This is a genomic window from Stenotrophomonas maltophilia (assembly GCF_047782825.1).
GTDB lineage: Bacteria > Pseudomonadota > Gammaproteobacteria > Xanthomonadales > Xanthomonadaceae > Stenotrophomonas.
Window position 1 is genome coordinate 596,068 of sequence record NZ_CP180589.1, and the last position, 26,497, is coordinate 622,564.

The 26,497-nt window shown below is 68.9% G+C and carries 23 protein-coding genes; 12 read left to right on the top strand and 11 right to left on the bottom strand.

Annotation, left to right across the window (positions count from 1 at the left end; all coding sequences use genetic code 11):
* Positions 1–5 precede the first annotated feature (5 nt).
* Positions 6–1,076 carry a ferredoxin reductase gene (locus tag ACM2ZB_RS02770; protein WP_416057329.1) on the top strand — a complete coding sequence of 357 codons (1,071 nt, stop codon included), beginning with the start codon at positions 6–8 and terminating at the stop codon, positions 1,074–1,076.
* Positions 1,077–1,088: 12 nt separating this feature from the next.
* Positions 1,089–2,237: a fatty acid desaturase family protein gene (locus ACM2ZB_RS02775; RefSeq protein ID WP_416057330.1), complete on the top strand. Its 1,149-nt coding sequence runs from the start codon at positions 1,089–1,091 to the stop codon at positions 2,235–2,237.
* Between the two features lie 5 nt (positions 2,238–2,242).
* Here ACM2ZB_RS02775 and ACM2ZB_RS02780 read toward each other — a convergent pair whose 3' ends face one another.
* The 5 genes from ACM2ZB_RS02780 to ACM2ZB_RS02800 form a co-directional block, all read right to left on the bottom strand.
* Entirely contained in the window at positions 2,243–2,596 is a 354-nt protein-coding gene (locus tag ACM2ZB_RS02780) for a tetratricopeptide repeat protein (protein ID WP_416057331.1), read from the bottom strand.
* Entirely contained in the window at positions 2,593–3,171 is a 579-nt protein-coding gene (locus tag ACM2ZB_RS02785) for a flavin reductase family protein (RefSeq protein ID WP_416057332.1), read from the bottom strand. Before ACM2ZB_RS02785 ends, ACM2ZB_RS02780 begins: the two co-directional genes overlap by 4 nt.
* Entirely contained in the window at positions 3,168–3,797 is a 630-nt protein-coding gene (locus ACM2ZB_RS02790) for a superoxide dismutase (RefSeq protein WP_416057333.1), read from the bottom strand. The genes ACM2ZB_RS02785 and ACM2ZB_RS02790 overlap by 4 nt, the downstream gene beginning before the upstream one ends.
* A 281-nt stretch (positions 3,798–4,078) precedes the next feature.
* Positions 4,079–5,602, bottom strand: coding sequence for a thioredoxin family protein (locus tag ACM2ZB_RS02795; RefSeq protein ID WP_416057334.1), 1,524 nt, complete (start codon positions 5,600–5,602; stop codon positions 4,079–4,081).
* Between the two features lie 104 nt (positions 5,603–5,706).
* The gene (locus ACM2ZB_RS02800) at positions 5,707–6,615 is read right to left on the bottom strand and encodes a LysR family transcriptional regulator (RefSeq protein ID WP_416057335.1); all 909 of its coding nucleotides are present in this window, start codon (positions 6,613–6,615) and stop codon (positions 5,707–5,709) included.
* Positions 6,616–6,719: 104 nt separating this feature from the next.
* On the opposite strand from ACM2ZB_RS02800, the gene ACM2ZB_RS02805 reads away from it, so the two are divergent.
* Positions 6,720–7,481, top strand: a complete 762-nt coding sequence (locus tag ACM2ZB_RS02805; RefSeq protein WP_416057336.1) for an SDR family NAD(P)-dependent oxidoreductase — start codon at positions 6,720–6,722, stop codon at positions 7,479–7,481.
* A gap of 15 nt (positions 7,482–7,496) precedes the next feature.
* Here ACM2ZB_RS02805 and ACM2ZB_RS02810 read toward each other — a convergent pair whose 3' ends face one another.
* Positions 7,497–7,949: a GNAT family N-acetyltransferase gene (locus ACM2ZB_RS02810; RefSeq protein WP_416057337.1), complete on the bottom strand. Its 453-nt coding sequence runs from the start codon at positions 7,947–7,949 to the stop codon at positions 7,497–7,499.
* Between the two features lie 55 nt (positions 7,950–8,004).
* Here ACM2ZB_RS02810 and ACM2ZB_RS02815 point away from each other — a divergent pair, with 55 nt between their 5' ends.
* The 9 genes from ACM2ZB_RS02815 to ACM2ZB_RS02855 all read left to right on the top strand — a co-directional run bounded on the left by ACM2ZB_RS02815 (position 8,005) and on the right by ACM2ZB_RS02855 (position 19,077).
* The gene (locus tag ACM2ZB_RS02815) at positions 8,005–8,946 is read left to right on the top strand and encodes a TIGR03571 family LLM class oxidoreductase (protein ID WP_416057338.1); all 942 of its coding nucleotides are present in this window, start codon (positions 8,005–8,007) and stop codon (positions 8,944–8,946) included.
* A 114-nt stretch (positions 8,947–9,060) separates the two neighbouring features.
* Positions 9,061–9,372, top strand: coding sequence for a DUF3817 domain-containing protein (locus tag ACM2ZB_RS02820; protein ID WP_416058608.1), 312 nt, complete (start codon positions 9,061–9,063; stop codon positions 9,370–9,372).
* A gap of 123 nt (positions 9,373–9,495) precedes the next feature.
* On the top strand, positions 9,496–10,692 hold the full coding sequence (locus ACM2ZB_RS02825) for an MFS transporter (protein WP_416057339.1): 1,197 nt from the start codon (positions 9,496–9,498) through the stop codon (positions 10,690–10,692).
* Positions 10,689–11,894, top strand: coding sequence for an isochorismate synthase (locus ACM2ZB_RS02830; RefSeq protein ID WP_416057340.1), 1,206 nt, complete (start codon positions 10,689–10,691; stop codon positions 11,892–11,894). The genes ACM2ZB_RS02825 and ACM2ZB_RS02830 overlap by 4 nt, the downstream gene beginning before the upstream one ends.
* Positions 11,891–13,540 carry a (2,3-dihydroxybenzoyl)adenylate synthase gene (locus ACM2ZB_RS02835; RefSeq protein ID WP_416057341.1) on the top strand — a complete coding sequence of 550 codons (1,650 nt, stop codon included), beginning with the start codon at positions 11,891–11,893 and terminating at the stop codon, positions 13,538–13,540. The genes ACM2ZB_RS02830 and ACM2ZB_RS02835 overlap by 4 nt, the downstream gene beginning before the upstream one ends.
* Positions 13,540–14,172, top strand: coding sequence for an isochorismatase family protein (locus ACM2ZB_RS02840; protein WP_416057342.1), 633 nt, complete (start codon positions 13,540–13,542; stop codon positions 14,170–14,172). The genes ACM2ZB_RS02835 and ACM2ZB_RS02840 overlap by 1 nt, the downstream gene beginning before the upstream one ends.
* Entirely contained in the window at positions 14,172–14,426 is a 255-nt protein-coding gene (locus ACM2ZB_RS02845) for a phosphopantetheine-binding protein (RefSeq protein ID WP_313435746.1), read from the top strand. Before ACM2ZB_RS02840 ends, ACM2ZB_RS02845 begins: the two co-directional genes overlap by 1 nt.
* Positions 14,423–18,328 (top strand): amino acid adenylation domain-containing protein, encoded by a 3,906-nt coding sequence (locus ACM2ZB_RS02850; RefSeq protein WP_416057343.1) that lies wholly within the window; start codon positions 14,423–14,425, stop codon positions 18,326–18,328. The genes ACM2ZB_RS02845 and ACM2ZB_RS02850 overlap by 4 nt, the downstream gene beginning before the upstream one ends.
* Positions 18,319–19,077, top strand: a complete 759-nt coding sequence (locus ACM2ZB_RS02855; protein WP_416057344.1) for a 2,3-dihydro-2,3-dihydroxybenzoate dehydrogenase — start codon at positions 18,319–18,321, stop codon at positions 19,075–19,077. Before ACM2ZB_RS02850 ends, ACM2ZB_RS02855 begins: the two co-directional genes overlap by 10 nt.
* A 127-nt stretch (positions 19,078–19,204) precedes the next feature.
* Here ACM2ZB_RS02855 and ACM2ZB_RS02860 read toward each other — a convergent pair whose 3' ends face one another.
* The 5 genes from ACM2ZB_RS02860 to ACM2ZB_RS02880 all read right to left on the bottom strand — a co-directional run bounded on the left by ACM2ZB_RS02860 (position 19,205) and on the right by ACM2ZB_RS02880 (position 26,492).
* The gene (locus ACM2ZB_RS02860) at positions 19,205–20,656 is read right to left on the bottom strand and encodes an esterase-like activity of phytase family protein (protein ID WP_416057345.1); all 1,452 of its coding nucleotides are present in this window, start codon (positions 20,654–20,656) and stop codon (positions 19,205–19,207) included.
* A gap of 35 nt (positions 20,657–20,691) precedes the next feature.
* The gene (locus ACM2ZB_RS02865; RefSeq protein ID WP_416057346.1) at positions 20,692–23,010 is read right to left on the bottom strand and encodes a TonB-dependent receptor; all 2,319 of its coding nucleotides are present in this window, start codon (positions 23,008–23,010) and stop codon (positions 20,692–20,694) included.
* Positions 23,011–23,255: 245 nt separating this feature from the next.
* On the bottom strand, positions 23,256–23,636 hold the full coding sequence (locus tag ACM2ZB_RS02870; RefSeq protein ID WP_416057347.1) for a DUF2894 domain-containing protein: 381 nt from the start codon (positions 23,634–23,636) through the stop codon (positions 23,256–23,258).
* The gene (locus ACM2ZB_RS02875) at positions 23,626–24,264 is read right to left on the bottom strand and encodes an OmpA family protein (RefSeq protein ID WP_108769056.1); all 639 of its coding nucleotides are present in this window, start codon (positions 24,262–24,264) and stop codon (positions 23,626–23,628) included. The genes ACM2ZB_RS02870 and ACM2ZB_RS02875 overlap by 11 nt, the downstream gene beginning before the upstream one ends.
* A complete protein-coding gene (locus ACM2ZB_RS02880) occupies positions 24,261–26,492 on the bottom strand; it encodes a DUF802 domain-containing protein (RefSeq protein WP_416057348.1) in 2,232 nt (743 codons plus the stop codon). Before ACM2ZB_RS02880 ends, ACM2ZB_RS02875 begins: the two co-directional genes overlap by 4 nt.
* Positions 26,493–26,497 lie beyond the last annotated feature (5 nt).

Consider the following 26,497-nt stretch of genomic DNA (forward strand, 5'->3'; position numbering starts at 1 on the left):
CGCCCATGAGCGCTGTGATCCGTCCGTCCCTGTTTTCCCCGTACCGCTGGCTGTCGCCGTCGCTGTTCGATTTCTGGGCGGGCCAGCTGAATCCGTTGTGGACCCTGCGCGAGCCGTTGGCGCGCCTGGTCCGGCGCGAGCCGGCCGGGGAGGGCGCCGCCACCCTGGTCCTGCGCTGCAACCGGCACTGGGCCGGCATGCGCGCCGGCCAGCACATCACCCTGGGGGTGGAGCTTGAGGGGCGCGTATTTCGCCGCAGCTACAGCCCGACCGCGCTGGGTTCCCGCGAACTGGCCATTACCGTCAAGGCGGTGGAGGGCGGTGCGATCAGCCAGCATCTGGTCCACCACGCCAAGCCCGGCGATCTGTTCCGCCTGGATGCGGCCTTCGGCGATTTCCACATGCCGGCTGCCGCGCCGGTGCTGCTGCTGGCCGCCGGCAGTGGCATCACGCCCATGCGCAGCCTGCTCCGCGACGCCTGCCGCCGGCCGTTGGCTGCGCCGGTGGACCTGTTCTACTGGGAACGCAACGCCGCCGCCTTCCAGTTCCGCGATGAACTGCAGGCGCTGGCGGCGGCCACCCCGAACCTGCGCGTGCACCTGCTGACCACCCGCGAGGGCGAGGTGCCGGCTGCGCGCATCGATACCCATTCGCTGGCCGTGGCTGGCGACGATACCCCGCTGGCGCAGCGCCACGTGCTGGCCTGTGGCCCGGATGGCTTCGTCGCCGCCGCGCGACAGCGCCTGGTGCACCAGGTCGCCGGCTTCCAGGCCGAGGCCTTCACCCCGCCGGCACCGCTCAGCGATGCCGACAGCGCCGGTGAGATCGCCCTGACCCTGGCCCGCAGCGGCCGCCAGCTGAAGGTGCCGCGCGGCCGCTCGCTGCTGGAAAGCCTGGAAGCGCAGGGCATCAAGCCCAAGCACGGCTGCCGCATGGGCATCTGCAACAGCTGCACCTGCGATCGCGTCAGTGGCGGCACCCGCCACCTGCGCACCGGTGAACTGCAGTCCGAAACGGCACAGCCGGTGCGGATCTGCGTGAGCGCACCGACCACCGACCTGACTTTGGATCTCTGAGGACCTGCTGCCATGACCCGCGCTTCCGACCGTGCCCTGAGCCCTGCCGAGATGAACGCCTTCGGTGCCGAGCTCGACGCGATCCGTGACCGTATCCTGGGCAGCCTCGGCGCGTCCGATACCCGCTACATCCGCCGCGTGGCCGCCGCCGTGCGCTGGTCCGGTGTGCTGGGCCGCGGTCTGCTGTTCCTGGGCGCGTTCTCGCCGCTGTTCTGGGCGCCGCTGCTGTGGCCGGCCTGCGTCGCCGGCACCCTGTTGCTGGCGCTGGCCAAGATCCTGGAAAACATGGAGCTTGGCCACAACGTCATGCACGGCCAGTACGACTGGACCGGTGACCCCAAGCTCAACGGCAATACCTACGAGTGGGACATCGTTGCCACCGGAGACAACTGGCGCAAGACCCACAATTTCCGCCACCACACCTACACCAACGTGCGCGGCATGGACGATGACATCGGCTACGGCCTGCTGCGCATCTTCCCGGAACAGCGCTGGTCGCCGTTCTACCTGATGCAGCCGATCATCGCGCCGATCTTCGCGCTGCTGTTCCAGTGGGGCGTGGCTGCGCAGGATCTGCGCCTGGGCCGCTGGTTCAAGGGGCGCATCAGCAGCCGTGCGATGTGGCTGCAGACCCGCCCGGTGGCACGCAAGATGCTGCGCCAGGTGCTGAAGGACTACGTGTTCTTCCCGCTGCTGGCCGGCCCGTTCTTCCTGCCGGTGATGCTGGGCAACCTGGTTGCCAACGGCATGCGCAACGTCTGGACCTACGTGATCATCTTCTGCGGGCATTTCACTGCCGAGTCGGAAACCTTCCCCAAGGAATGCCTGCGCAATGAATCGCGCGGCCACTGGTACCTGCGCCAGCTGCGCGGCTCGTCCAACATCAGCGGTGGCTTCATCATCAACGTGCTGTCGGGCAACCTCAGCCACCAGATCGAACACCACTTCTACCCGGACCTGCCGGCCAACCGCTATGCGGCCATTGCCAAGGAAGTGAAGGACATCTGCCGCCGCTACGGCCAGCACTACAACAACGGCTCGCTGCCGCGCCAGTTCGCGCAGGTGGTCTGGCGCATCCTGCGCCACGCGTTCCCGAGCAAGCCGCGCCGCCTGCCGATGCCGGACATCATGCCGGCACCGGCCCCCGCCAGCGCGGGCTGAGCCTTTCAGCTGGCCTTGGCCAGCACTGCCGGCGGATCGCCGTCCTTCGGGGCGCGGTCCAGCCGGCGCAGGAACACCTGCATTTCCCTGCGCGCCTGCTGGTCGCCCTTGCTGCCGGCCACGCTGAGCCCGCGCTGCCACGCCTCGCGCACCGCCTGCGGCTGGCCGCCCGCCAGCCAGGCCTTGCCCAGCAGCTTCCACGCCGCCGAGTACTGCGGATCCAGCGCTACGCAGCGCGCAAGGTGCGTGGCCGCATGCACGGGGTGACCCGCGTCCAGCCAGCCTTTGCCCAGGCCGAAGCGCAGCAGTGCGCTGTCCTTGCCCGCGGCGAGCATCGCCTCCAGTGCCTGGATGTTCATGGCTGTACCTCGTAAAGGGTTTCGACCGGCCCGGGCAGGAAGCGGCCGCGGTGGAACAGCAGCGGGGCGCCGCCGGATTCGCGCACAGCGATGATGCGCCCGGCCAGCAGCAGGTGGTCGCCCACCGGCCACTGCGCGTGGCGGCTGCAGGTCAGGTGCGCGACGGCACCGGCAATGCCGGGCGGCGTGTCGTCGTCGGTCTCCAGCAATGTCACGCCTTCGAAACGCTCGCGCACCCTGGGGTCGGCAAACCGGCGCGCGAGGGCCTCCTGTCCAGTGCCGAGCACGCTGATGGTGAAGCGGGTGGCACGCTGGAAGGTGCGCAGGCTCTGCGCATGCAGGGCCAGGTTCCACAGCACCAGCGGTGGTTGCAGTGACACTGGTACGAAGGAATTGATGGTCAAGCCCTGTGGCCGTCCCTGCGCATCACGCGCACACACGATGGCCACTCCGGTGGGGTAGTGACCCAGCAACCGGCGCAGCGCACGCGGCGGCAGGGTCACCGACGGTGCCGGGGGCGGGGCAGGGAAGATCCCTGCCCACGGCCCGGCGTAGGCGGCGCCGTCGTCGCTCATCCGCCGCGCGCCTCGCGGTAGCGACGGCCGACCTCGGCCCAGTTGATGATGTTGAAGAACGCGCCGATGTAGTCCGGGCGGCGGTTCTGGTAGTGCAGGTAGTACGCGTGTTCCCAGACATCCAGCGCCAGGATGGGCGTGTTGCCGGATAGGCCGGCCGCGGCACCCATCAGCGGGCTGTCCTGGTTGGCACTGCTTTCCACCTGCAGGTTGCCCTCGCGATCGGTGGTGAGCCAGGCCCAGCCGCTACCGAAGCGCGACTGCGCGGCCTTGCTGAAGGCATCCTTGAAGGCGGCGAAGCCGCCGAGATCGCGGTCGATGGCGGCGGACAGTGCTGTGTCAGGCGTGCCGCCGTCGGCACTGAGCACGGTCCAGAACAGGCTGTGGTTGGCATGGCCACCACCGTTGTTGCGGACCGCGCCACGGATGGATTCGGGCAGGGCGTCCAGATCGGCGATCAGGGTTTCCACTGGGGTGTCGCCGATGCCTGCCTGTTCGAGCGCGGCGTTGAGGTTGTTGACGTAGGTCTGGTGATGCTTGCCGTGGTGGATTTCCATGGTGCGCGCATCGAAGTGCGGTTCCAGGGCGTCGTAGGCGTAGGGGAGGGTGGGAAGCGAGTACGGCATTGCGACAGTCTCCGTGGGGATGGCCAGCGGTGTGGCCGAGGGAGCACTGTTATCGCACCTCAACTTTGGTTGAGGTCAAGGGTGTTTGTATGGAAAGCGTGCGCTGACGGCGCTTCTGGGTTTCCGTGATTGCGCCGAGGCGGATTCAAAGGCAGAAGCAAAAGCAGAGTGGCGTGGTAGTGCCGGCCGCTGGCCGGCAACTCAGCCATCCTGGATTGCCGGCCAGCGGCCGGCACTACCAACGGCTACGCTCGCCGGGCATGGCCCGGCGCTACCGGAGATCAGCTCAACCAGTTCCGGCACGCGCTGTCGACCTGGTCTCCACAGACCTGCTGCATCCGCTGCTGCAACCGCGCCAGCGTCTCCGCCCCCTGGTGCTTGCCACCCCAGGCCTTCAACTGCACCGCCAGCCGTTCGAAGCGCTGCCGCGTGCGCTGGTGGTATCCCGAGGGCTGGGCCTGCAGTTCGGCAATCAGGGCGTCGGTGGCCTGTTCGATGCGCGGGGCATCGTCCGGTGCCAGGCGCAGCAGGCCCTCGACATACAGCACGCCCCATTGCACGCGCGTGGCCGGGCCCTGTGCGCCGTCGTAAGCGCGCTTCAGCCATTCCAGCGCACCGGCGGTGTCGCCGCGCTTTTCGGCCAGTTCGGCCAGCTCGGGCATGTAGTAGTACGGCTGCTCACTGCGCTTCAGTTCGGCCAGCAGCAGTGCCTCGGCGCCGGCATCATCGCCCACTTCGCGAAGCGCGTAGACCGCGCTGCTGATCGTGGCCTGCCGTGCATGCGCATCCGTAGCCGCCGCATCGGCGGCGGCCACGCGCTGCTTCACCCGCTGTACCAACGCGGCAGGCAGTACGCCTTCAGGGCGCTGCTGGCGGGCCAGCGAGACTTCGGTCAGCGCGCGCGACAGCGCGTCATCGGCGCGGTTGCCGCGCTCTGCATCGGCGCGCTCCAGTGCGACCAGCAACTGCTGGCCCAGTGCGCTGCTGCTGGCCGGTCCGGCGCTGGCCTGTTTGACAAAGCCGGCACCGGCATAGCCCAGCAGCTCGCGGTTGCGCCGCACCTCGGTGGGCTGTGCCAGGACCGCCTGCAGCAGCTCCCGTACCTGGGTGGGTGCGGCGTTGGGTTTTTCGGCCGTGGCCAGCGCCAACAGGCCGAAGCGGCGCTGCAGGGCGGCATCCGGCGCAGCCTTCGACAACTGCTGCAGCACGTCGTCGGTGCGGCGCTGGCCGGCCAGGCGGTTGGCATCCACTTCCCAGCCGTAGTCGCCCAGCACCTGCCAGTCTTCGGCGCCCAGCCTGGCGGGCGTGGCCAGTGCGGTTGCCAGCGTTTCGGCCACGGCGCTGCGGCGGCTGGCGGCCACGGTCAGGGCGCGGGTCAGTTCGGCGGCATCGTTGCCGCCGGCCACGCGGGTGATCTCGTTGCGCTGCGGGTCCAGCACGATCAGGGTGGGATAACCGCGCACGCCGAAGCGTTCGCCCCACGCCTGTGCGCCTTCCTCGTCACCATCCAGGTACACCGGTACGAACTTGCCGGTGAGGGCGATGAAGGCAGGATCCTTGAACAGGCCAGCCTTGAGCTGGTTGCACGGCGGGCACCACACCGCGCCCCAGTACAGCAGCACCGGCTTGCCGCTCTCGGCGGCTTCGGTGAAGGCATCATCCACGTCGCCCTGGCGCCAGGCGATGGCCGGGGCGGGCGCGGCCTCGGCCGCCTTGGCCGTGGCGACCGGCGCCTGCGCAGGAGAACAGGCGCTCAGCGCGGTGGCCAGCAGCAACAGGGAAAAGGCAGCGCGCATGGGCAGCATCTCGGGAAAGCAGGGTGAACCTGCATTGTAGGAACGCCGGTGGCGGGTATTGATGCAGTTTGCTTATGAGCTGGATGCGCCGCGGTATATGCGGGCCATGGGCCTCAGTCTGCGCGCAGCATCTCCGCCGCCAGCAGCCCGGCCAGCCAGGTCATGAACACTTCAACCCGGCGTGGCAGGTGGCGGCGCTGGGCATAGACCAGATTCACCGGCATCGGTTCGGCCACGCAGTCGGGAAGCACCTGCCGCAGGCGGCCGCTGCGCAGCGCTTCGCGTGCACCCACCTCCGGTACCTGGATGATGCCCAGCCCGGCCAGTGCGGCCGCGCTGTAGCCATCGGCGCTGTTGACCGTCAACGCGCCGCGCATCGGCCAGGCGCGGTAGCGCTGGCCGTCGAAGTACTCGAAGCCGGGCGAGCGCTGGCCGAGGGTGCCCACGTAATGCACCAGCGCGTGCTGGTCCAGGTCGGCCAGCACGCGGGGTGTGCCATGGGCGGCCAGGTAGTCGGGGCTGGCCACGTTCACGATATGCAGGTGGCCGAGCGGGCGCGCGATCAGGCTGCTGTCGTCCAGGGTGCCCACGCGCAGCACGCAGTCGAAGCCTTCGCGCACCACGTCCACGCGGCGGTCGGTGGCGCTCAGCTCCACTTCCAGTCCCGGGTGCAGGGCCAGGAAGGCCGGCAACTGCGGAATCACCACATTGCGCGCCATGCCGCCCGGCATGTCGACCCGCAGGCGCCCGCTCAGTTCGCTGGTCTGGCGCCGGAACAGGTTCTGCAGCTCATCCATGTCGTCCAGCAGGTCGTGGGCACGCTGCTGCAGCTGCGCCCCGTCGGCGGTCAGGTGCACGCGGCGGGTGGTCCGGTGCAGCAGCTGGGTACCCAGATCGGCCTCGAGCCGCGCGATCGCCTGCGACACGCTGGCCTTGGGCAGGCCCAGGCTGTCAGCTGCGCGGGTGAAAGAGCCCAGTTCGGTCACGCGCAGGAAGACGCGCAGGGTGTCGAGGCGGTCCATGGATTGTTTGCTGGCGTTGAACAGTCAAATCAGGATCGCGCGATTTATGTGCGCAGGCAATCCCAATAGTCTGGCCACACTTTCTCCTTTCCAGGTGACCTGTCATGACCTCTTCTTCCCGCGTCGTCCTTATCACCGGTGGCAGCCGCGGCCTCGGCCGCAATGCGGCGCTGGCCCTGGCTGCCGACGGCGCCGATATCGTGATCACCTACCGTGCGCAGGCCGCGGCCGCCGCCGAGGTGGTGCAGCAGGTCGAGGCGCTGGGCCGCCGGGCGCTGGCGTTGCCGCTGGACGTGGCCGACAGTGCCGCATTCCCGGCCTTCGCCGCGCAGCTGCGCGATGCGCTGCAGGCCTGGGGTGCAACGTCGCTGCAGGGCCTGCTGAACAATGCCGGCGAAGGCCTGTACGCGCCGATTGCCGACACCACCGAGGCGCAGTTCGACCATGCCGTGGCCGTGCACCTGAAGGGGCCGTACTTCCTTACCCAGGCCCTTCTGCCGCTGATAGCCGACGGTGGCCGCATCCTCAACGTGTCCAGCGGCCTGGCCCGCTTCTCGCTGCCGGGCAGTTCGGCCTACGCCATGATGAAGGGCGGCATCGAGGTGTTCACCCGCTACCTGGCCAAGGAACTGGGTTCGCGCGGCATCAGTGCCAACACGCTGGCACCGGGCGCCATCGAGACCGATTTCGGCGGTGGCCGTGTGCGTGACGATGCGCAGATGAACGCCATGGTGTCGTCGATCACTGCGCTGGGCCGCGCTGGCCTGCCTGACGACATCGGTCCGGTGGTGGTGGCGCTGCTGTCGCCGTCCACCGGCTGGGTCAATGGCCAGCGGGTGGAAGCGTCCGGCGGCATGTTCGTCTGATCGCCCGCTGCGCGGTCACCTTGGTGGGGTGAAGGTGAGTGGCTGATAGACCAGGCCGTTGAACTCACCCACCTCGCCATCCAGTACGAAGCCGTAGCGCTGGTAGGTGGCCACGGCATTCAACGAGGCGCGCACGCTCATTGCCGGTGCGCGCAGCCATGGCAGCACCGCCTGGAACAGGGCATGGCCGAGGCCCTGGCCCTGGCAGGCGGGATCGACGAACAGCATGGCCAGGTGGCGGCCTTCCTTCAGCTCGATCACACCGACGATGTTGCCGTCCTGCTCGGCGACCAGGATGTGGTTGTCGCCCTGCAGGCGCTCGGTGAACGCGCTGGCCGCCGCCACGCTGCCGAAAGTCGCTACACCCTGTGCGCTGAGCGAGGGTGCGACCGCATCGTTGAACGCGGCCATGCAGATCGCGCTGATGCGGGTGGCGTCGCGGGCGAGGGCGGGGCGGATCCTGTGCATGCAGTGTTCTTCCTGTGGTGGGGCTGTGCTGTCCACCCCACGCTAAGCTGACGGCATGAGTGATTTCAATGCCGCCCATGCCCGCGTGTTTCCCGGCCGTGGCCTGACCCTGGGCCTGATGACCCCGCTGGCCGCACACGGCCTGGCCGATATCGCAAGCGCGCAGCGCATCGCGCGCCTGGCCGACGAGCTCGGTTTCGCTGCGCTGTGGACCCGCGATGTGCCGCTGATGGTGCCGCAGGGTCCGGATGCCACGGCCAGCGCACTGGATGATCCCTTCCTGTGGCTGGGCATGCTGGCCGCCACCACCGAGCACATCGCCATCGGCAGCGCCGCCATCGTGCTGCCGCTGCGACATCCGCTGCAGGTGGCCAAATCCGCGCTCAGCCTGGACCGGATCAGTGGCGGGCGCCTCGTGCTGGGACTGGGCTCGGGTGACCGGCCCGAAGAGTTCGCGGCCTTCGGCGAAGACCTGGAGGGCAGGGCGGCCACGTTCCGCGAGCGCTGGGCGCTGCTGCGTGCGGCGCTGTCGCCGGATGAGACCGCGCGGGCGCGCGTACGTGATGCCACCGGTGGGTTCGACGTGCTGCCGGCACCCCACGCGCGCATCCCGATGCTGGTGGTGGGCACGGCGCGGCAGAGCCTGCAGTGGATCGCCCGCGAAGCGGAAGGGTGGGCCACCTACCATCGCGAAGAAGCCGCGCAGGAAGGTCGCATCGGCCTGTGGCAGCAGGCGCTGGCACAGCGCGGCGGCGCAACCAAGCCGTTCGTGCAGTCGATGCTGCTGGATCTGCAGGCCGATCCATCCGCACCAGCCGAAGCGCTTGTTCTGGGCCTGAAGGTTGGCCGCAACGGCCTGCTGGCCTATCTGCAGCGCGTGCACGGGCAGGGCGTCGCGCACGTGATGTTCAACCTGGTCGACAACGGCCGGCCGGTGGACGCGGTGCTGCGCGAGATTGCATCGGTCGGTGCCCAGCTGGGTGGGCACGGTTCCTGATGTGGCATCCGCAAACAGCAGTCGAGCATGGCTCGACTCTACAGAGCGCGTGCATCTGCGTATCATTCGCGTTTGATCCTGCCGCCGGAGCCGCGCGTGACCCAACGTAACCCCATGCACCCCACCGGGCGGTTGTTCGCCGTCGTCGCCTTCATCGAGGCGCTGACCTGGGCCGGCCTGCTCATCGGCATGTGGCTGAAGTACGGTCCGGCGGCCAATGTCGCGGTGGTGAAGGTGTTCGGGCCGCTGCACGGCGTGGCCTTCATGGTCTACGTGGCGGTCACGCTGTTTGCCGCCGTCCGCCTGCGCTGGCCGTGGTGGGCCAGTGCGCTGGCCTTGCTGGCAGCCATTCCGCCGCTGGTCACCCTGCCGCTGGAGTGGTGGTTCCGCCGCCGCGGCCTGCTGGAACTGCGCGCCCCGCGTTGAGACATCGCGTTACCTGCCCATTCAAGAGAATGGGTATCAAATGCAAATAAGAGCCGTTATCATTTGAAAATGCCATCGCCCTTGTCCAAGGGCCGGCTCCTTTCCTGATATGGCTGGTGTTCCATGCATGCTCGTCCCGTCGTCGCCGGCCTGCCGGCGCTGGTGCTCGCCGCCCTGATCGGCACCATGGCGATGATGTCCTTCGTGGCGGTCATCGGCCCGGTGGTGCGATTGCTGGGCCTGTCCGAATGGCACGCCGGGCTGTCGGTCACCGCGGCCGGTGTGTTGTGGATGCTGGCGGCGCGGCCCTGGGGCCTGCTCAGCGACCGCATTGGCCGCAAGCGTGTGCTGCTGTTGGCCATGAGCGCCTACACCCTGGTCTACATCGGCCTGGCCGTCTTCATCGATGTCGCCTTGCAGGTGGTGCCGCCGGTGCTGTTGTCGGTGCTGGTGCTGGTTGGTGCGCGCGGCCTGATCGGCCTGTTCTACGCCGCGGTGCCGCCCACTGCCGCCGCGCTGATTGCCGACCAGGCGCCCGCCGGCCAGCGCGCACAGTTCCTGGCGCGGTTGGGCAGTGCCAATGCGCTGGGCATGGTGCTGGGGCCTGCGGCCGCCGGTTGGCTGGCGTACCGCAACCTGCCGCTGGCGCTGTATGTAGCGGCGCTGCTGCCGCTGCTGGCGCTGGCGCTGATCGCCTGGCGCCTGCCGGCCACGCCGCCGGTGGCCGCGACGCAGCCGCGCGCACGGGTGCCGATGGCGCGGCTGGACCCGCGGCTGCGGCTGCCGCAGCTGGCGGCGTTCCTGGCCATGGTGTCGGTCACCATCGCCCAGGTCACCGTGGGCTTCTTCGCCATTGACCGCTTCGCGCTCGATGCTGCCGCTGGCGCACGCATGGCCGGTATCGCACTGACCGCAGTCGGCGTCGGCCTGATCCTGGCGCAGGTGCTGGTGATGAAACTTGAAGTGCATCCGCGCCGCTGGATCATGCTGGGTGCGTTGATCTCCGGCCTGGGCTTCGCTTCGGTCGCGGCTGTGCAGCAGCCGTGGCAGCTGCCCGCGGCCTACGCGCTGGCCGCGTTCGGCATGGGCTTCGTGTTCCCCTCGTTCCAGGCGCTGGCCGCCGATGCGGTGCAAGCGCACGAACAGGGCGCCGCTGCCGGTACCGTTGCCGCCGCCCAGGGCCTGGGCATGGTGGTGGGGCCGATGCTGGGCACGCTGTTGTACCGCGGTGGCGCCAGCCTGCCGTACCTGCTGGTGGGCGCACTGCTGTTGCTGCTGTGCGGACTGGCCACCGCGCACCGGACCAAGGAGACCCCATGAACGATTTCCTGATGCAGGGGGCGAGGCCGGAGGCTGCGCTTTGCACTGCTGGCAGCAGTGACGAGCCCACCGTGTTCCTGTTGCAGCAGGCCGACCAGCATGTGCACGCACGTGGCTGCCGCGCCAGCCTGCCGACCGGCGCGCTGGCGACCCTGGCCGAGCGCGTCGCGGCCTTCTTCGGACAGCAGCGGGGCGGCCCCGGCCTGCTGGTCGGCGCGGTGCCGTTCGAGCCACGCGCCGATGATGCGCTGTACCAGCCCGAGCGCGTGCTGCCGGCGATGCGCGTGCAACCGCAGGCGCCCCCGGCGCTGCGCGGCGCGCTGCACACCGAACCCACCGCCGAGGTCTACGCAGCGGCGGTGGCCACGGCCGTGCAGGCCCTGCGTGGCACGGATGCAGGGCTGCAGAAGGTGGTGCTGGCCCGCAGCCTGGTTGCGCACACCGAAACCCCCCTCGCACCGGATGTGCTGCTGGCACGCTTGAGCGCCGACCCGTCGGTGGCGACCTATGCGGTGCCGCTGCCGGTGGAGCCGGGGCAGGCGCCGGCCTGGCTGGTGGGCGCCACGCCGGAACTGTTGCTGCGCAAGCGCGGTGCACAGGTGCTGTCGCATCCCCTGGCCGGCTCGGCCCGGCGCAGCGCCGATCCCGGCGAAGACCAGCGTGCCGCGCAGGCGCTGCTGGCGTCGCGCAAGGATTATGATGAACACCGCCACGTGGTCGACGCCATCGTGGCGGGGCTGGCGCCGTGGTGCAGCCATGTTGAAGCGCAGGCGCAGCCGGTGCTGCACGCCACCGCCAGCATGTGGCACCTGGGCACGCGCATCCACGCCACGTTGAAGGACGCCTCCACCCCGGCCGCCGCGTTGCTGGCCGAGCTGCATCCCACGCCTGCGGTCTGCGGCACGCCACGACAGGCGGCACTGCAGCGCATCCGTGAACTGGAGCCGGTGCCGCGCGGCTTCTATGCCGGTGCAGTGGGCTGGTTGGATGCACAGGGCGATGGTGACTGGTACGTGGCAATCCGCTGTGCGCGGCTGCAGGGCACCCAGCTGCGCCTGTTCGCGGGCGCCGGCATCGTTGCCGATTCGCAGCCGCAGGCCGAAGTGGCCGAAACCGCCGCGAAGTTCGCGGCCCTGTTGAATGCGCTGGCCGTGCAGGAACCCAGCACCGCGACTGGATCCGCACAGGGAGTTTCAGCATGAACACCGCAGACACCGCCCGCTTGCCGCTGCAGCAGGCCTGGCCTGCTGACCGGGTCGCGCGCTATCGCGCTGCAGGCCATTGGCGCGGGGAAACGTTCCCGGGCTTCCTGCGCGAACGCGCCGAGCAGTTCGCCGACGACATCGCCGTGGTTGCCGGCGATGTGCGCCTGAGCTACGCGCAGCTGTGGCACGAGGCTGGCCGTATCGGTGCCGGCCTGCTGCAGCATGGCCTGCAGCCCGGCGATCGCGTGCTGGTGCAGCTGGGCAACACCGCCAGCTTCATCACCACGGTCTGCGGCCTGTTCCGCGCCGGGCTGGTGCCGGTGTATGCACTTCCCGCACATCGCATCACCGAGCTGGCGCACTTCGCGCGCAAGGCCGAAGCCAGTGCGTACATCACCGCCGACGTGCACGAGGGCCATGACCATCGCCGCCTGGCGCGCGAGCTGCAGGACGCGGTGCCGGCCATCGCCCATGTGGTGATCGATGGCGACGCGGCCGAATTCAGCGCGCTGGATGGCCTGCAGGGCGACCGCAGCCAGCTGCCGGCGGATCCGGACCCGCAGTCGGTGGCGTTCCTGCAGATTTCCGGTGGCAGCACCGGGCTGTCCAAGCTGATCCCGCGTACCCACGACGATTACATCTATTCGTTCCGCGCCAGCAACGCGATCTGCGGCATCGACCGCGACAGCGTGTACCTGGTCGCCCTGCCGGCGGCGCACAACTTCCCGATGAGCTCGCCGGGCTTCTTCGGCGCGCTGTATGCCGGTGCCCGCGTGGTGCTCAGCCCCGGGCCGGGGCCGGATGCCGCGTTCCCGCTCATCGCCCGCGAGCAGGTGACCTGCTGCGGCCTGGTGCCGCCGCTGGCATTGCTGTGGGCGCAGGCCGCAGCAACCAGCAAGCACGATCTGTCCAGCCTGCAGGTGCTGCAGGTGGGCGGTGCCAAGCTGGTGCCGGAGGCTGCACGCCGGGTGATCGAAGGCCTGGGCTGCACCCTGCAGCAGGTGTTCGGCATGGCCGAGGGCCTGGTCAACTACACGCGCCTGGACGACCCGGAAGACCTGATCGTGGCCTGCCAGGGGCGGCCGATCAGCCCGGATGACGAGGTGCGCGTGGTCGATGACCACGACCAGGCCGTGGCCGAGGGCGAGGTGGGGCATCTGCTGACCCGTGGCCCGTACACCATCGGCGCCTACCACAATGATGCCGCCGCCAATGCGCGCTCGTTCACCGATGATGGCTTCTACCGGACCGGGGACCGTGTGCAGCAGCTGCCGGGTGGCTACCTGGTGGTGCAGGGGCGGGCCGGCGACCATATCAACAGGGCCGGCGAGAAGATCTCCGCCGAGGAGATCGAAGATCATCTGCTGGCCCACCCTGGCGTATTCGACGCCGCCGTGGTTTCCATTCCCGATGAATACCTGGGCGAACGCAGCTGCGCCTTCGTCATCCAGCAGGGCGAGGCCATCAAGGCGCCTGCACTGAAGGCCTGGATGCGCGGGCGTGGGCTGGCCGCGTTCAAAGTGCCCGACCAGGTCGTGTTCGTCGACAGCTTCGATACCACTGCGGTCGGCAAGATCAGCCGCCGCGAACTGCGTGCGCAACTGCGCGCGCGTCATCTGCAACAGACAGGAGGAACGCGCTGATGGCGCTGCCCCGTATCACCCCCTATGCCTTGCCGGTTGCCGCCGAACTGCCGGCACCGCGTGGCCCATGGCGTCCTCAGCGCGAACGTGTCGCCCTGCTGGTGCATGACATGCAGCGCTATTTCCTGGGCGCCTTCGACGCCGGCGCCGAGCCGCTGCGCCCGGCCGTGGACAACATCGTGCGGTTGCTGGCGCATTGCCGCGCCCATGGCATTCCGGTGTTCTACACTGCCCAGCAGGGCGGCCAGGACCGCCGCGACCGTGGCCTGCAGGCCGATCTGTGGGGCCCGGGCATGCGCCGCAGCGCCGACCACGAGCCGATCATCGACGCACTGGCGCCGCAGCCGGGCGAGCACGTGCTGGTCAAGCACCGCTACAGCGCCTTCCAGCGCAGCAACCTGGAAACCCTGATGCGCGTGCGCGGCCGTGACCAGCTGCTGGTGACCGGCGTGTACGCGCACATCGGCTGCACCGCCACCGCCGTCGAGGCATTCCAGCGCGACATCGAAGCTTTCATTGCCGCCGATGCGGTGGCCGACTTCTCGCGTGTCGACCACGACCAGGCCCTGCAATGGATCGCACGCACCTGCGGCGTGCCGATGACCACCGACCAGCTGCTGGAGGTGCTGTGATGGACAGTCGTGAAGCCTTGGACCTGGAGCGCATGCGTGCCGATGTGGCGCGGGTGCTCGACTGCGCGCCCACCGACATCGGTGATGATGACAATCTGATCGATCTGGACCTGGATTCGATGCGCATGCTCGGCCTGGTCCTGGCCTGGGGCAACACCGGCCTGCCGCTGGAGTTCTCGCAGCTGGCCGAGCACAGCACGCTGCGCCAGTGGTGGGCAGTGGTACAGAAGCTGCAGGCTGCGCAGCAGGCATGAGCAACGGGGCGCTGGCCACGCCGGTGGCGCTGACCGAGGCCCAGGCCGGGCTGTGGTTTGCCCAGCGCCTGGCGGCGGACAATCCTTCCTTCAATACCGCCCACGCGGTGTGGATCGAAGGGCCCTTGGACGTGGCCGCGTTCACGGCCGCTGCCAACCATGTGGCGGCCGAAGCAGAAGCCTTTGCGCTGCGCTTCGGCGAAGGTGAGGATGGCCAGCCTCTGCAGTGGCACGACCCGGCCCATGTGCCGCTGCTGGCGCTGCGTGATGTTTCCGCTGAAGCCGACCCCGCCGCGGCGGCGCGCGTGGCGATGCAGGGCGATCGGCTCAGTGCCGTTGATCCTGCGCGCGACCGCATCAGCCAGCAGGTGCTGTTCGATCTGGGTGGCCAGCGCTGGGCCTGGTACCTGCGCGTGCACCACCTGGCCGCCGATGGCTACGGCATGGCGTTGTTCAGTGATCGCGTCTGTGCGCTGTACGCCGGCCGTGGCGGTGACGTCCTGCCGCCCCTGGCCGGGGTGCTGGCCGACGATGCGGCCTACCGTGCCGATCCACGCCGCGAGCAGGCTGGGCAATGGTGGCGCCAGCAGTTGCAGGGCGCTCCTGCCGGCACCGGCCTGGCGGGCGTTGCCGCGGCCAGCGATGACGCGCTGCGCTGGGTGCAGCCGCTGGATGCGGCATTCCGCAAGCAGCTGTTGCAGACCTCGATGCGCTGGCTGCAACCCTGGCCCGATGTTCTGGCCGCATTGGCCGCCGAATACCTTCGGCGGATGAGCGCCGCCGACGAAGTGGTGCTGGGCGTGCCGTTCATGGGCCGCCTCGGCAACGCCTCCGCGCGGGTGCCGGCGATGGTGATGAACGTGTTGCCGCTGCGGGTGGCGGCGGGCGAGGGTACGGTAGAGGCGATCGCGCGCGGCATCGGGCGACAACTGAGCCAGGGCCGCAAGCATGGCCGCTACCGGGGCGAGCAGCTGCGTCGCGATCTGGGCCTGGTGGGGGCGCAGCAGCGCCTGCACGGGCCGTTGGTGAACGTGCAGCCGTTCTACAAGCCGCTGGCATTGCCTGGCGTGCAGGCCACCCTCGAGGTGCTGTGTACCGGGCCGGTGGATGATCTGACCCTGGGCTTCCGCGGCGATGGCCAGGCCCTGCTGGACCTGGAGATCGAAGCCAATCCCGCGCTCTACAGTGCTGACGATGTGCAGGCGCATGCACAGCGGCTGCTGCATTTCGTATCGGCAGCACTGCAGGCCGAGGACATCAACGAGGTACCGCTGGCGACGCCATCCGAAGCACAGCAGGTGCTGCATGCCTTCAATGCCACCGCGCATGGGCTGCCCGAAACCACCCTGGTCGAGCTGCTGCAGCAGGGTATGGATCGTAACCCGCAGGCCACCGCACTGGTGTTCGGCGGGGAGGCGCTGGACCATGCCAGCCTGGAAGCGCGCAGTTTCGCACTGGCCGCCCAGCTGCGCACGATGGGCGTGGGCCCCGGCCGGGTGGTTGCGGTCGCGCTGCCGCGCTCGATCGAGCTGGTCATCGCCCTGGTGGCCGTGCTGCGTGCCGGTGCGGCCTACCTGCCGTTGGATGCTGCCCATCCTGATGAGCGCCTTGCGCGCATCCTGGCGTCTGCACAGCCGGTGTGCGTGCTGGCCGAGGGAGTGCTGGCCGAGGATGCGATGCAGTCGCGGCTGGCGGACGTTGCGGTGCTGCCACCCGCGCAATGGAACGCGCTGAGCTTCGCTGCGCCCTGGGCCGATCCCGCGCCGGACGACGCCGCGTACGTCATCTACACCTCCGGTTCAACGGGTGAACCCAAGGGCGTGCTGATCGAGCACCGCGCCATCGTCAACCGGCTGCTGTGGATGCGCGAGCACTATGGCTTCGCCGCCGATGACCGCGTACTGCAGAAGACCCCGGCCACCTTCGATGTGTCGGTCTGGGAATTCTTCCTGCCCCTGCTGTGTGGTGCCACCCTGGTGGTGGCCGGCCCGGATGCACATCGCGATCCGGCCGAGCTGGCGCGGCTGATCCGCGCGCACGGCATTACCACCGCGCATTTCGTGCCTTCCATGCTCGATGCATTCCTGGCCGCGCCGGGATCGGAAGGCCTGCAGCTGCGCCGGGTGTTCACCAGTGGCGAAGCACTGGATGCATCCCTGCGCGACCGCTTCCATGGCCGTGTGCACGCCGAGCTGCACAACCTGTACGGCCCGACCGAAGCGGCCGTGGATGTCAGCTGGTGGCCCGCCACCGCCGCAGACCGGTCGCGGCCGGTGCCGATCGGTTTCCCGGTATGGAACACGCGGTTGTACGTACTGGACGCACGCCTGCGGCCCCAGCCGGTGGGCGTGGCCGGCGATCTCTACCTGGGCGGCGTGCAGCTGGCGCGCGGCTATCTGGGTCGCGATGACCTGACCGCCGAGCGCTTCCTGCCCGATCCCTTCGTGCCGGGCGAGCGCATCTACCGCACGGGCGATATCGCGCGTTGGCGCGCGGACGGTGCTGTCGACTATCTGGGGCGCAGCGACCATCAGGTCAAACTGCGGGGCCTGCGCATTGAACTGGGCGAAATCGAAGCTGCCCTGCTTGAGCTGCCCGGCATGACGCGGGTGCAAGTGCTGCTGCGCCACGACGTGCCCGGCGATGCGCGGCTGGTGGCCTACGTTCCATCGGCGCTGGCCGATGCCGCCGCGCTGCGCAGCCATCTGGCCACGCGCGTGCCGGATTACATGGTGCCGTCGGCCTTCGTCGGGGTAGAGCACTGGCCGGTGACCGCCAACGGCAAGCTGGACCGCACTGCCTTGCCGAAGCCGCCGCTGCACGCTGTGGTAGGACGGGCGGCGCGCACGCCGCTGGAACAGGAGCTGGCGCAGCTGTTTGCCCAGGCCCTGGGCCGCAGCGGCGCAGTAGCGGTCGACGCGGACTTCTTCAGCCTGGGCGGAGACTCGCTGTCGGCGGTGCACCTGCTGCTGGCGATCGAGCGGCGCTGGCGCTGCGACCTCGGCCTGGGTGCGCTGTTCGCGCAGCCGACGGTCGCTGCGCTGGCGGAGCGTATCGCCGAACCCCCGGCATCGGCTGACCATGCATTGGGGCCGGTCATTGCACTGGCCACGCCCGAAGGCAGCGACGCTTCGCCGTTGTTCGTGGTGCACCCGGCCGGCGGCATCGCCTGGAACTACCGCCTGTTGGCGCGTGCGCTGCAGCCGTCGCGGGCGGTCTACGGCCTGCAGTCGACCGCGCTGGACGTCACCCAGCCGATGCCCAGCAGCATCGAGGTGATGGCCAACGATTACGTACGCCGGCTGGTGTCCCTGCAGCCGCGGGGGGCGGTCCATCTGCTGGGCTGGTCGGTGGGCGGCATCCTGGCGCAGGCGATGGCCGTGCGCCTGCATGAAATCGGCCGTGAAGTGGGTGAGCTGGTGCTGCTGGACGCCTACCCCAGCGAATGCTGGCGTGCCGAACCCGAGCCGGACCCCATCGCGGCGCTGCGGGCGTTGCTGGCGATTGCCGGCCACGACCCGGATGCGCATCCGGAGCTGGACAGCCGTGAGCGCATCCTGGCTTTCCTGCGCCGTGGTGGCAGCGCACTGGGCAGCCTGCCGGATGCCGTGCTGGACGGCGTGGTGCGCGCGGTGACCGGCACCAACCGGCTGATCCGCGAGCATCACCATCGGCCGTTCGATGGAACGCTGGTGCATGTCCGCGCCGGCCGCGACCACCAGGCCCGTCCGCAGCTGCAGTCAGCACTGTGGATGGCCCATGCGCGCAAGGTGCAGGCACTGGAACTGCCCTTCCTGCACGCCGAACTGACCGGGCGTGATGCGGTGGCGCAGTTGGCGCCGTGGTTGTCGACACGGCTGCAACAATGGGACGAACAACAGGAGATTGCCGCATGCAGTTGAGTGGATTCGAGGGGCGTGTGGCACTGGTCACGGGTGGCGCGGGGGGCATAGGCGCTGCGCTGGTGCGTCTGTTGGCCGAGGCGGGCTGTACCGTGGTGGCGACTGATCGCGATGCGCCCGCGGTTGATGATGCGCGGGTAAGGGCGTTTGCCCTGGACGTGACTGACAGCGTTGCCGTGGATGCACTGGTGGAGCGTGTGGAGTCCAGCATCGGGCCGATTGCCTTGGCTGCCAGCGTGGCCGGTGTGCTGCACGTAGGCGACGTGGCTGGGACCGGCGATGACGACTGGCGCCGCGTGTTCGCGGTCAATGCCGATGGCGTGTTCCACGTCGGCCGCGCCTTGGCGCGGGTGATGTCACCGCGGCGGCAGGGCGCCATCGTCACCGTCAGTTCCAACGCCGCAGGTGTGCCCCGGCATGGCATGGCTGCCTACGCGGCATCGAAGGCCGCGGCCACCATGTTCACCCGCTGCCTGGGGCTGGAGCTGGCCCCGCTCGGCATCCGCTGCAACATCGTGGCCCCGGGTTCCACCCTGACCCCGATGCAGACGGGGATGTGGGACGACGAACAGGGCGCCGACAAGGTGATCGCCGGCAGCCTGGGTACCTACAAGGCCGGCATTCCCCTGCGCAAGCTGGCCACCCCGGAAGACATCGCCCATTCGGTGATGTTCCTGCTGTCCGAACAGGCCGGGCACGTGGCGATGAGTGACCTCTACGTCGACGGCGGCGCCACCCTTCGCGGCTGACCTGCTGTGGATCCGATGCCTCGAACGGTCGCGATGTTGTAGAGCCGAGCCTACGCTCGGCTGCCTTTGCGTGCCACCGTTGCTGCCGAGCATGGGCTCGGCTCTACAATGGATGCCCGGCGATGTTTTACGGCAGGGTCAGGCGGTAGACCAGCACGCGGTTGTCGTTGTCGTATGGGCTGTCGCAGGTTTCGCCCTGCATGCGGCAATGGCGGGCGATGAAGTCGTTGTCGTTGCCGATCAGCAACAGGACATCCTTCGGGTGCTGCGGATCCAGGGCGGGCAGCACATCCATCGCTTCCCACTTTTCCGACATCAGCCCGTCATGCGGGCCGCGCTGCGTGTCCAGGTCCAGCCCAGCCCGTGCCAGCTGCTTGCGGTCCAGCAGGTTCAGCAGTTCATCGCTGCGTGCGGGCGTGATGCCTTCCTTCAGCATCGTGCTGGCCGGGTCGGCCAGCACCGATGCCGTTCCGGTTTCATACGCGGTGCCGGCCAGATTGTTGGCGCCGTCCACATCCACCAGCAGCACCGATTTGTAGACGATGGGGTCGTCCCCGTCCTTGCCCAGTCCATTGCCATCGCGGGCCAGCAGCAGGAAGCGATTCGCATCCAGCGCCCGCAACTCGCTCTGTGCAGCGGTGCGGTCCAGCTTGCGCTTGCCGTCATGCGCATAGGCCGGCAGGGTCATCACGTAATGGCCGATCGGCTGCTGCGGCGTGGGCGAGGTCGCCACGTCATAGACCAGCACGCGCGTATTGACCCGCCCGGCGGGATTGCCCTGCGCACTATCCTGCAGCGTAGCGCTCTGCAGGGCGACGAACAGGCGCGTGCCGTCCGGTGACAGGCCCATGCCTTCCACGCCCTGGTTGTTGCGGCGCCCGGTCTGTGGCGGCGCCAGCGAACCGAACGCGGGTTTGCCGTCGCGCCGTGGCTGGATCGCCAGCGGCGGTACGATCACGCCCTGCAGGCGACCCTGCGCGTCGAAGTAGTAGACGTTGGCGGTGTACTCATCGCCGATGTAGAAATGCCCGTCGGCCGTGAACTGCAACGACTCGGCATCCAGCGCCACCTTTCCCGCACCCACGCCGCTGGCGGGTGCGGGCAGCACCACGCCACGCTGGGTCACGGTGTGCTCGCCGGGGTCGGCACCGGTGAACGGCCGCCCGTTGAAGTCCTTCAGCACCAGCCCCTTGTCCGGCACCATCGTCAACGTGCCCAGCGTGCCGTTGGGCATGTCGATGCGCATCTGCATGCGCTCCACGCGGCCGGCGTAGTCGTAGAACAGGCCGGCCTCCGGATCGTTGCGGCCGCGGTCGGGCAGGGTCCACAGCACGCCTTCATAACCTGTGGCGGTGCGCCGCCAGGTGCCGGGCTGCACCGCCAACGACGAGAACGAGCCCAGCGTATCGCCGAGGAAATCCACCGTGCCCGCCGGCAGCCACCCGGCCGCGACCAGGCCTTGGTCGACGTAGGTGCGGCCACCCAGCTGCAGGGTGCGCGGTGGCGCGCCGCTGGCCTCGTGCGGAGCGGAGTACCCGCTGGCGGACAACGCGGCCAGCAACAGGGCGGTGGCGAACATCGGTGGACTCCTCGTGGTCTGTCAGCGCGCTTCGATCAGAAGCGCACGTCGATGGTGCCAAACACCTGGCGCGGGGCCGATGCATGGAACACGTACAGCTTGCCGGCCGGGTCGCTGGCGGCGAACACGCTCGAATCCAGGTTGCTGGCGTAGCGCTTGTCGGTCAGGTTGGTCACGTTCACCGACAGGCGCACGCCCTTGGCGAAGCCGACCTGGCCGAAATCGTAGCCGCCGGCCATGTCGAAGACGGTGAAGCCGCCGAAGCCCTGGTCGTTGGTGTAGGTGTAGAAGCGCTCGCCGGTGTACTTGCCGCGCAGGCTGGCGAACCAGCCGTTGTCGCGCCAGGTGATCTCGGTGGCCAGCAGCTGCTTGGGCGTATCGGTCTGGATCTTGCCCTTGATCTGCTGCTCGACGCCGGCCTGCACGTAGTTGGAGGCGTAGGTCGAACGGTTCAGCGAGGCCGAGGTGTACCAGCTGAAGTGTTCGTTCGGGGTCCACAGCACGGTCAGTTCCGCACCGCGGCTGTCGACACCACCGACGTTGTAGAAGCGGTTGCCGCAGGTCGGGCCCACCGGCTGCCGCGAATCGCAGGGGTTGTACTGCAGCAGGCGGTTGTCGAAGCGCACATCGTAGGCGGCGATCGAGGCCTGCAGCGTATCGGTGACGAAGCGGTAGCCGGCTTCCAGCGAGCGCGATTCTTCCGGCTTCAGGTTGCCCTGCGCATTCCAGGTGGCCTGGCTGACCGCCTGCGGGCCCAGCTTGAAGCCGCCCTGGAACATGGCGATGTTCTCGGCGTAGCTGGCGAATACCTCGTGATGGTCGGCCAGACGGAAGTTGGCGCCGACGCTGGGCAGGAAATTCTTGCTGGCCTTCAGCGAACCGGTGGCGAACTGGTTGTTCGACGTCGGCGAGATCGGGGTCTTCGCATCACCCGGCAGGGCCTGCGCATCAGACGTGGCGTGCGGGCTCTTGGCGCCGAACTCCAGGGTCAGGCGGTCATCCAGCAGGCGCCAGGTGTCCTTCAGGAAGAACTGGTGGGTCTTCCAGCGGGTGCGCTGGGCAAATACGCCGGTATCGGCCTGAGTGGTGTTCATGCCGCTCATGTCACGCGGGCCGTCCACCGCGGTCTGGTAGCGCTCGGCGCTGCTGGTGTTGCGCTCGTACCAGACGCCACCCTCGATGCGGTGCGCACCCAGGTCCCAATCGAACGACAGCGTGCCGCCATCGCGGTCGATGGTGTAGATGGTGTTGCGGAAGATGATCGGGATTTCCTGGGCGGTGCCCTTGTGCGAGTAGGCACCACTGTTCCAGTTGTGGCCTTCGCCGCGGTCATCATGGTGGTAGGCCAGGGCGCGCAGGCTGAAGCCATCGGCCACGAAGAAATCGCCCGCCAGGTAGTACAGGTTGTCATCGCGCAGGATCTGGCCGGCAGTGAACGCGCCGTCGGCATCCTTGTCCGGGCCGCTGCTGTCGCATTTGCGGGCATTGAAGCTGGCGGTGTTGCAGTAGGCCTTGGCCACGGCCTTGTTCCAGTCCGGTGCGTAGCCGCCCCAGTCCCAGTCCAGGCCGCGCGCCATCTGGTCCTTGGACAGGTAGAAGTAGTCGGCCTGGCTGGTGCGCGAGGTATCGACGAAGCCGGTGATCTGGCCGCGGCCGAAGTTCCACACGCCCTTGGCGTTGAACTGCCGGGTGGTCGATCTGTTGTAGGAGGTCTGGTCGTTCCACAGGTCCGACACGGCATTCATGCCCGACACGTAGCCGGAAAAACCGTTGTACTCGCCGCTGTCCACGCGCACGAAGGTGCGGCGGTTGGCATCGCTGCCGAAGGTCTGCACCACGCGGCCACCCAGCGCCTGCGCCGGGCGGTCGGAGGTGTAGGAGATCGTGCCGCCCAGGTTGCTGGTGGACGGCGTGCCCAGACTGCCGATGCCCACCGCCAGCTCGGCGCCGGCCATGTTCTCGCTGATCAGCGCACGGTTGATGGTCAGGCCGTTGTAGTTGTTGTACGCACCATCGCCCAGCGGCACGCCGTCCAGCGTGTAGCCCAGGCGGGTGGCGTTGAAGCCGCGCAGGCTCAGGGTCATCGACTGTTCGTTGGTGCCGAGTGCATCGGCCGACTGCGCGTTCACACCGGGCAGCAGGTTCAGGGTCTTCTGCAGGCTGGTACCCGGTGGCAGGATGTCCAGGTTCTCGCGGGTGATGCGCTGCACCTGGCGCGCTTCGCCGCTGCCGATCACCGAAACCGCATCCAGTTCGGTGGCGTTGGGGGTGCTGGAGGTCGGGGCAGCATCCTGCGCCCAGGCCGCGGGAGCAAGCGCGATGGACAGCGCAGCGGCCAACAAAGTCTTCGTCATGTTACGGACACTCAGGCAGGCACGAGCCACCGCGTCGGCGCGGAGCTCATGGAGTTTGGGAGGGGAGACAACCGATGCGACCGGCAGCGCTGCAGGCGCCACGTAGCCAACGTGAAAATGGTGCGCCACATAGATGACTGTCTGGTGACACTGTCATCTGCGGGTGAATGATGAGCTGTAGAGCCGAGCCCATGCTCGGCTGCATTTGGGTGGAGCCGAGCATGGGCTCGGCTCTACAGGGGAACTCAGCCCGCGGCGCGCGGCTTGCGCGTGCGCTTCGGCTTTGCCGCATCCGCAGCGCTGGCGGCACCATCCTGCAGCGCCTGCAGCCAGGACAGGGTGTCGATGTAATCGATGAAGTGGCGCAGATAGCCAGGGCTGGTGGCCTGCATCGTGTCCAGCATGCGCTGCACCAGCACGGCCGAATTCAGCGGGCCACCGTCGGCCGGGGCTTCGGCGCGCAGCGAGCGGCGCACCTGCAGTTCACTGCGCAGCTCCGACCATTCGCGCTGCACCTGCTGCAGCATCGGCACCTGCGGGTAGTGCGGCAGGCTGCGCGAACCGGCATCCAGGTCGCGCACCAGCGCCCGCAGGCCGTCCAGCGGCGGTTGCGGCTTACTTGCCATCAGCGGCCTTGGGCTTGGGAATCGGCGCGATCTCCACGCGACGGTTGCGCGCGCGGCCGGCTTCATCGGCATTGGAACTGACCGGCTGTTCACTGCCGAAGGCCGCGGCAAACACGGCGTCGGCCGGCACACCATCGGCGATCAGCGTGCGGGTCACGGTCAGCGATCGCTGCGCGGACAGTTCCCAGTTATCGGCAAAACGGCGGTTGCCATCGCGGATCGGGGCATCGTCGGTGAAGCCGCTGACCATCAGGATCTCTTCGCGCGACCCCAGGTAGGCCGCCAGCGGCGCGGCCAGACTGCGCAGCAGCTCCTGGCCTTCCGGCTGCAGCTGGTCCGAGTTCAGCGCGAACAGTACGCTGCCGCTGATGCCGATGCGGCCATCCACCAGGGTGACCCGGCCAGCGGCAAGCGGACCGGCCAGCGCCTGTTCCAAGGTCTGCAGGCGCTTGGCTTCGGCCTGGCGCTGCTTCACTTCCTGGTCCAGCCGCTGCGACAGTTCCAGCTGCACGGCCACCACGCCCACCAGGATCAGCACGAAGGCGCCCAGCAGCACCGACATCAGATCGCCGAAGGCGGCCCAGATCGGGGCGTGTGAGCCGCCGTCGACCTCCAGCTCGTCACTCATGCGCTGCCGGCCTTGCCGCGGCGGGCGGCCAGCTGCTGCAGTTCTTCCATCACCTGCTTCTGCGACAGCAGGCTGAGGTCGACCACTTCGCGCGCCTGCGCCACGTAGTAGGCCAGCTGTTCGTCACTGCGTGCCAGCGAGGCATCGAGCGCGCCACCGATCTGCTCCAGGCGGCCGGACAGTTCGGTCGAGGCGGTACCAAACTGCTCCACCGCAGCGCCGAAGGTGCCGGCCAGCTGGCCCACCTCCGCCGCGCTGCCGCTGAGGTGTTCGGCAATGCCATCCAGCTTGCCGGTCTCGGTGGCGATGTGGTCGGTGAAGCGGCTGCCGATACGTTCCAGCAGCTCGGCCGAGCCGCCCACCAAGGCATCCACGGCACTGCGCTGTTCGTGCGAGGCGTGATTGATGGCGTCCAGCAGCGTCTGTACGGTGGCCAGCAGGTGGCCGCGCTCTTCCAGCATCCTGTTGTCGCGCACCAGGCTTTCGGACAGGGTGCTGCGCAGTTCGTTGATGACCTCCGCGGCCGCCTTGGGGGCGTCGGCGGCGGTCTGCAGCAGGGTGGACACGTCGGCCAGGGTGGCGCTGGCCTGTGCACGGCCGTTGTCGCCGATCTGCCGCGCGGTGTCGGCCAGCGTGTCGCATACCTTCTGCTGCTGGGCGCTCAGTCCCTGCGAAATGTCGTCCAGTGCCGAGCTCCAGCGCTGCAGGCGCTGCTCGTCGCCGGCCTGCAACTGGGCCTGCAGTGCAGTGTGGGCCTGCTGCAATTCAGCGCTGACCGCATCCCAGCGCGCCTGGCGCTGCTGTTCGCGTTCGTCCAGGCGGGCCTGCAGTTCAGCATGCGCTGCGGCTGCCGCTGCCTGCGTGGCCTGCCAATCCTGCGAACGCTGCTGTTCGTGGTCGTGCAGCAGCGCCTGGCTGGCAACATGACGCTGATCCAGCGCCTGCAGCAGCGCCTGCGCGTGATCGTCCAGCTGCTGGCCCGCAGCCTGCAAGGCCTGCTGCTGGCGCTCGACCAGTGCGTTGTTCGTGGCCAGCTGCTGTTCGGCCGCGCTGCGCAGCGCGTCTGCGTTGGCCTGCGCATCGGCCTGCAGGCGCTCGCCGATGCGTGCCACCAGTGCTTCGCCCTGGCTGCCCTGGCCGTCGCTGAAGGCCTGCAGGTGTTGGCGCAGATCCGCCACCAGCGCCTGCTGGGCGCCGGTCTGTTCGGCCACCACCTTGGCCCAGCTGGCCTCGGTGGCAACCCGGCTGCGCTCGAACCCTTCGCTCAGCCCGGCCAGCTGCTGCTGCACGGCCTGTTCAACCCGCGCGTGCAGGGCCTGGCCGTGGCTGGCCAGCCCGGCCAGCGTGGTTTCGGCCATCGGCTGCAGTGCGCCGCCGATGGCCGCAGCACTGGCTTCGGCGCCTTCGCGCAGCGACTGCTGCAGCGACACCGCCAGACGTTCCTGCAGGGCCTGGCTCTGGGTGAGGAACTCGGCCTGTCCGGCCAGCAGGCGTTCGTTGGCCGAACTGCTGTGCTGCTCGAAGGCGCTGGTCATCGCCTGCAGGCGGTCGACCAGGGCGGGCAGGGCAGCCGACTGCGCCTGCAGCAGGCGCAGCGATTCGGCGCGCTGCCAGGCCTGCGAGTACGGGTGCAGCTCGCCCGCGATGGCGCGGTCCAGCTGCTGCACCGCCTGCAGGCGGTCACGGCGCAGCAGGGCTGACAGCAGGCCCAGCATGGCCGAACTGGCAACGCCGGCAATCGAGGTGCCGAATGCCACCGCCAGGCCCTGTACCGGCGAAGCCAGCGAACCGCGGATGGCGGCCATGTCGGTCGCGCTCTGCAGCGCAAGCCCCGTGCCGCGCAGCGTGTCCATCATGCCCAGCAGGGTGCCGAGCATGCCCAGCAGCACCAGCAGGCCTACCAGGTAGGGGGTCAGCACCGGCCCGGGCAGGGCGGTGCGCTCGCCTTCCACGCGCAGGCGCACGGCATTGCGCAGGCCCAGCGGAACGCGCTCCAGCCACGGCGCCAAGCCCTCGCGGGCAGCGCCCAGGTCGCCCAGTGCGGCGCGCAGCCCGTTGCTGGCCTGGCGGTAGCGGTACAGCTCCACGCCGCCGGCGATATAGCAGGCGGCGATGACCGCGGCCACGGCTGCGCCCAGCGGATGCACCGCGACATAGCCAATGCCGATCCAGCACACGGCCAGCAGGCCGACAAGGAAAACAACGACATGGAAAGCAGTTCTGGGCATGGTGT

Excerpts from the sequence above, each read along its gene's own strand:
- ACM2ZB_RS02770 (WP_416057329.1), top strand. The coding sequence starts at position 6 with ATGAGCGCTGTGATCCGTCCGTCCCTGTTTTCCCCGTACCGCTGGCTG.
- ACM2ZB_RS02775 (WP_416057330.1), top strand. The coding sequence starts at position 1,089 with ATGACCCGCGCTTCCGACCGTGCCCTGAGCCCTGCCGAGATGAACGCC.
- ACM2ZB_RS02780 (WP_416057331.1), bottom strand. The coding sequence starts at position 2,596 with ATGAACATCCAGGCACTGGAGGCGATGCTCGCCGCGGGCAAGGACAGC.
- ACM2ZB_RS02785 (WP_416057332.1), bottom strand. The coding sequence starts at position 3,171 with ATGAGCGACGACGGCGCCGCCTACGCCGGGCCGTGGGCAGGGATCTTC.
- ACM2ZB_RS02790 (WP_416057333.1), bottom strand. The coding sequence starts at position 3,797 with ATGCCGTACTCGCTTCCCACCCTCCCCTACGCCTACGACGCCCTGGAA.
- ACM2ZB_RS02795 (WP_416057334.1), bottom strand. The coding sequence starts at position 5,602 with ATGCTGCCCATGCGCGCTGCCTTTTCCCTGTTGCTGCTGGCCACCGCG.
- ACM2ZB_RS02800 (WP_416057335.1), bottom strand. The coding sequence starts at position 6,615 with ATGGACCGCCTCGACACCCTGCGCGTCTTCCTGCGCGTGACCGAACTG.
- ACM2ZB_RS02805 (WP_416057336.1), top strand. The coding sequence starts at position 6,720 with ATGACCTCTTCTTCCCGCGTCGTCCTTATCACCGGTGGCAGCCGCGGC.
- ACM2ZB_RS02810 (WP_416057337.1), bottom strand. The coding sequence starts at position 7,949 with ATGCACAGGATCCGCCCCGCCCTCGCCCGCGACGCCACCCGCATCAGC.
- ACM2ZB_RS02815 (WP_416057338.1), top strand. The coding sequence starts at position 8,005 with ATGAGTGATTTCAATGCCGCCCATGCCCGCGTGTTTCCCGGCCGTGGC.
- ACM2ZB_RS02820 (WP_416058608.1), top strand. The coding sequence starts at position 9,061 with ATGCACCCCACCGGGCGGTTGTTCGCCGTCGTCGCCTTCATCGAGGCG.
- ACM2ZB_RS02825 (WP_416057339.1), top strand. The coding sequence starts at position 9,496 with ATGCATGCTCGTCCCGTCGTCGCCGGCCTGCCGGCGCTGGTGCTCGCC.
- ACM2ZB_RS02830 (WP_416057340.1), top strand. The coding sequence starts at position 10,689 with ATGAACGATTTCCTGATGCAGGGGGCGAGGCCGGAGGCTGCGCTTTGC.
- ACM2ZB_RS02835 (WP_416057341.1), top strand. The coding sequence starts at position 11,891 with ATGAACACCGCAGACACCGCCCGCTTGCCGCTGCAGCAGGCCTGGCCT.
- ACM2ZB_RS02840 (WP_416057342.1), top strand. The coding sequence starts at position 13,540 with ATGGCGCTGCCCCGTATCACCCCCTATGCCTTGCCGGTTGCCGCCGAA.
- ACM2ZB_RS02845 (WP_313435746.1), top strand. The coding sequence starts at position 14,172 with ATGGACAGTCGTGAAGCCTTGGACCTGGAGCGCATGCGTGCCGATGTG.
- ACM2ZB_RS02850 (WP_416057343.1), top strand. The coding sequence starts at position 14,423 with ATGAGCAACGGGGCGCTGGCCACGCCGGTGGCGCTGACCGAGGCCCAG.
- ACM2ZB_RS02855 (WP_416057344.1), top strand. The coding sequence starts at position 18,319 with ATGCAGTTGAGTGGATTCGAGGGGCGTGTGGCACTGGTCACGGGTGGC.
- ACM2ZB_RS02860 (WP_416057345.1), bottom strand. The coding sequence starts at position 20,656 with ATGTTCGCCACCGCCCTGTTGCTGGCCGCGTTGTCCGCCAGCGGGTAC.
- ACM2ZB_RS02865 (WP_416057346.1), bottom strand. The coding sequence starts at position 23,010 with ATGACGAAGACTTTGTTGGCCGCTGCGCTGTCCATCGCGCTTGCTCCC.
- ACM2ZB_RS02870 (WP_416057347.1), bottom strand. The coding sequence starts at position 23,636 with ATGGCAAGTAAGCCGCAACCGCCGCTGGACGGCCTGCGGGCGCTGGTG.
- ACM2ZB_RS02875 (WP_108769056.1), bottom strand. The coding sequence starts at position 24,264 with ATGAGTGACGAGCTGGAGGTCGACGGCGGCTCACACGCCCCGATCTGG.
- ACM2ZB_RS02880 (WP_416057348.1), bottom strand. The coding sequence starts at position 26,492 with ATGCCCAGAACTGCTTTCCATGTCGTTGTTTTCCTTGTCGGCCTGCTG.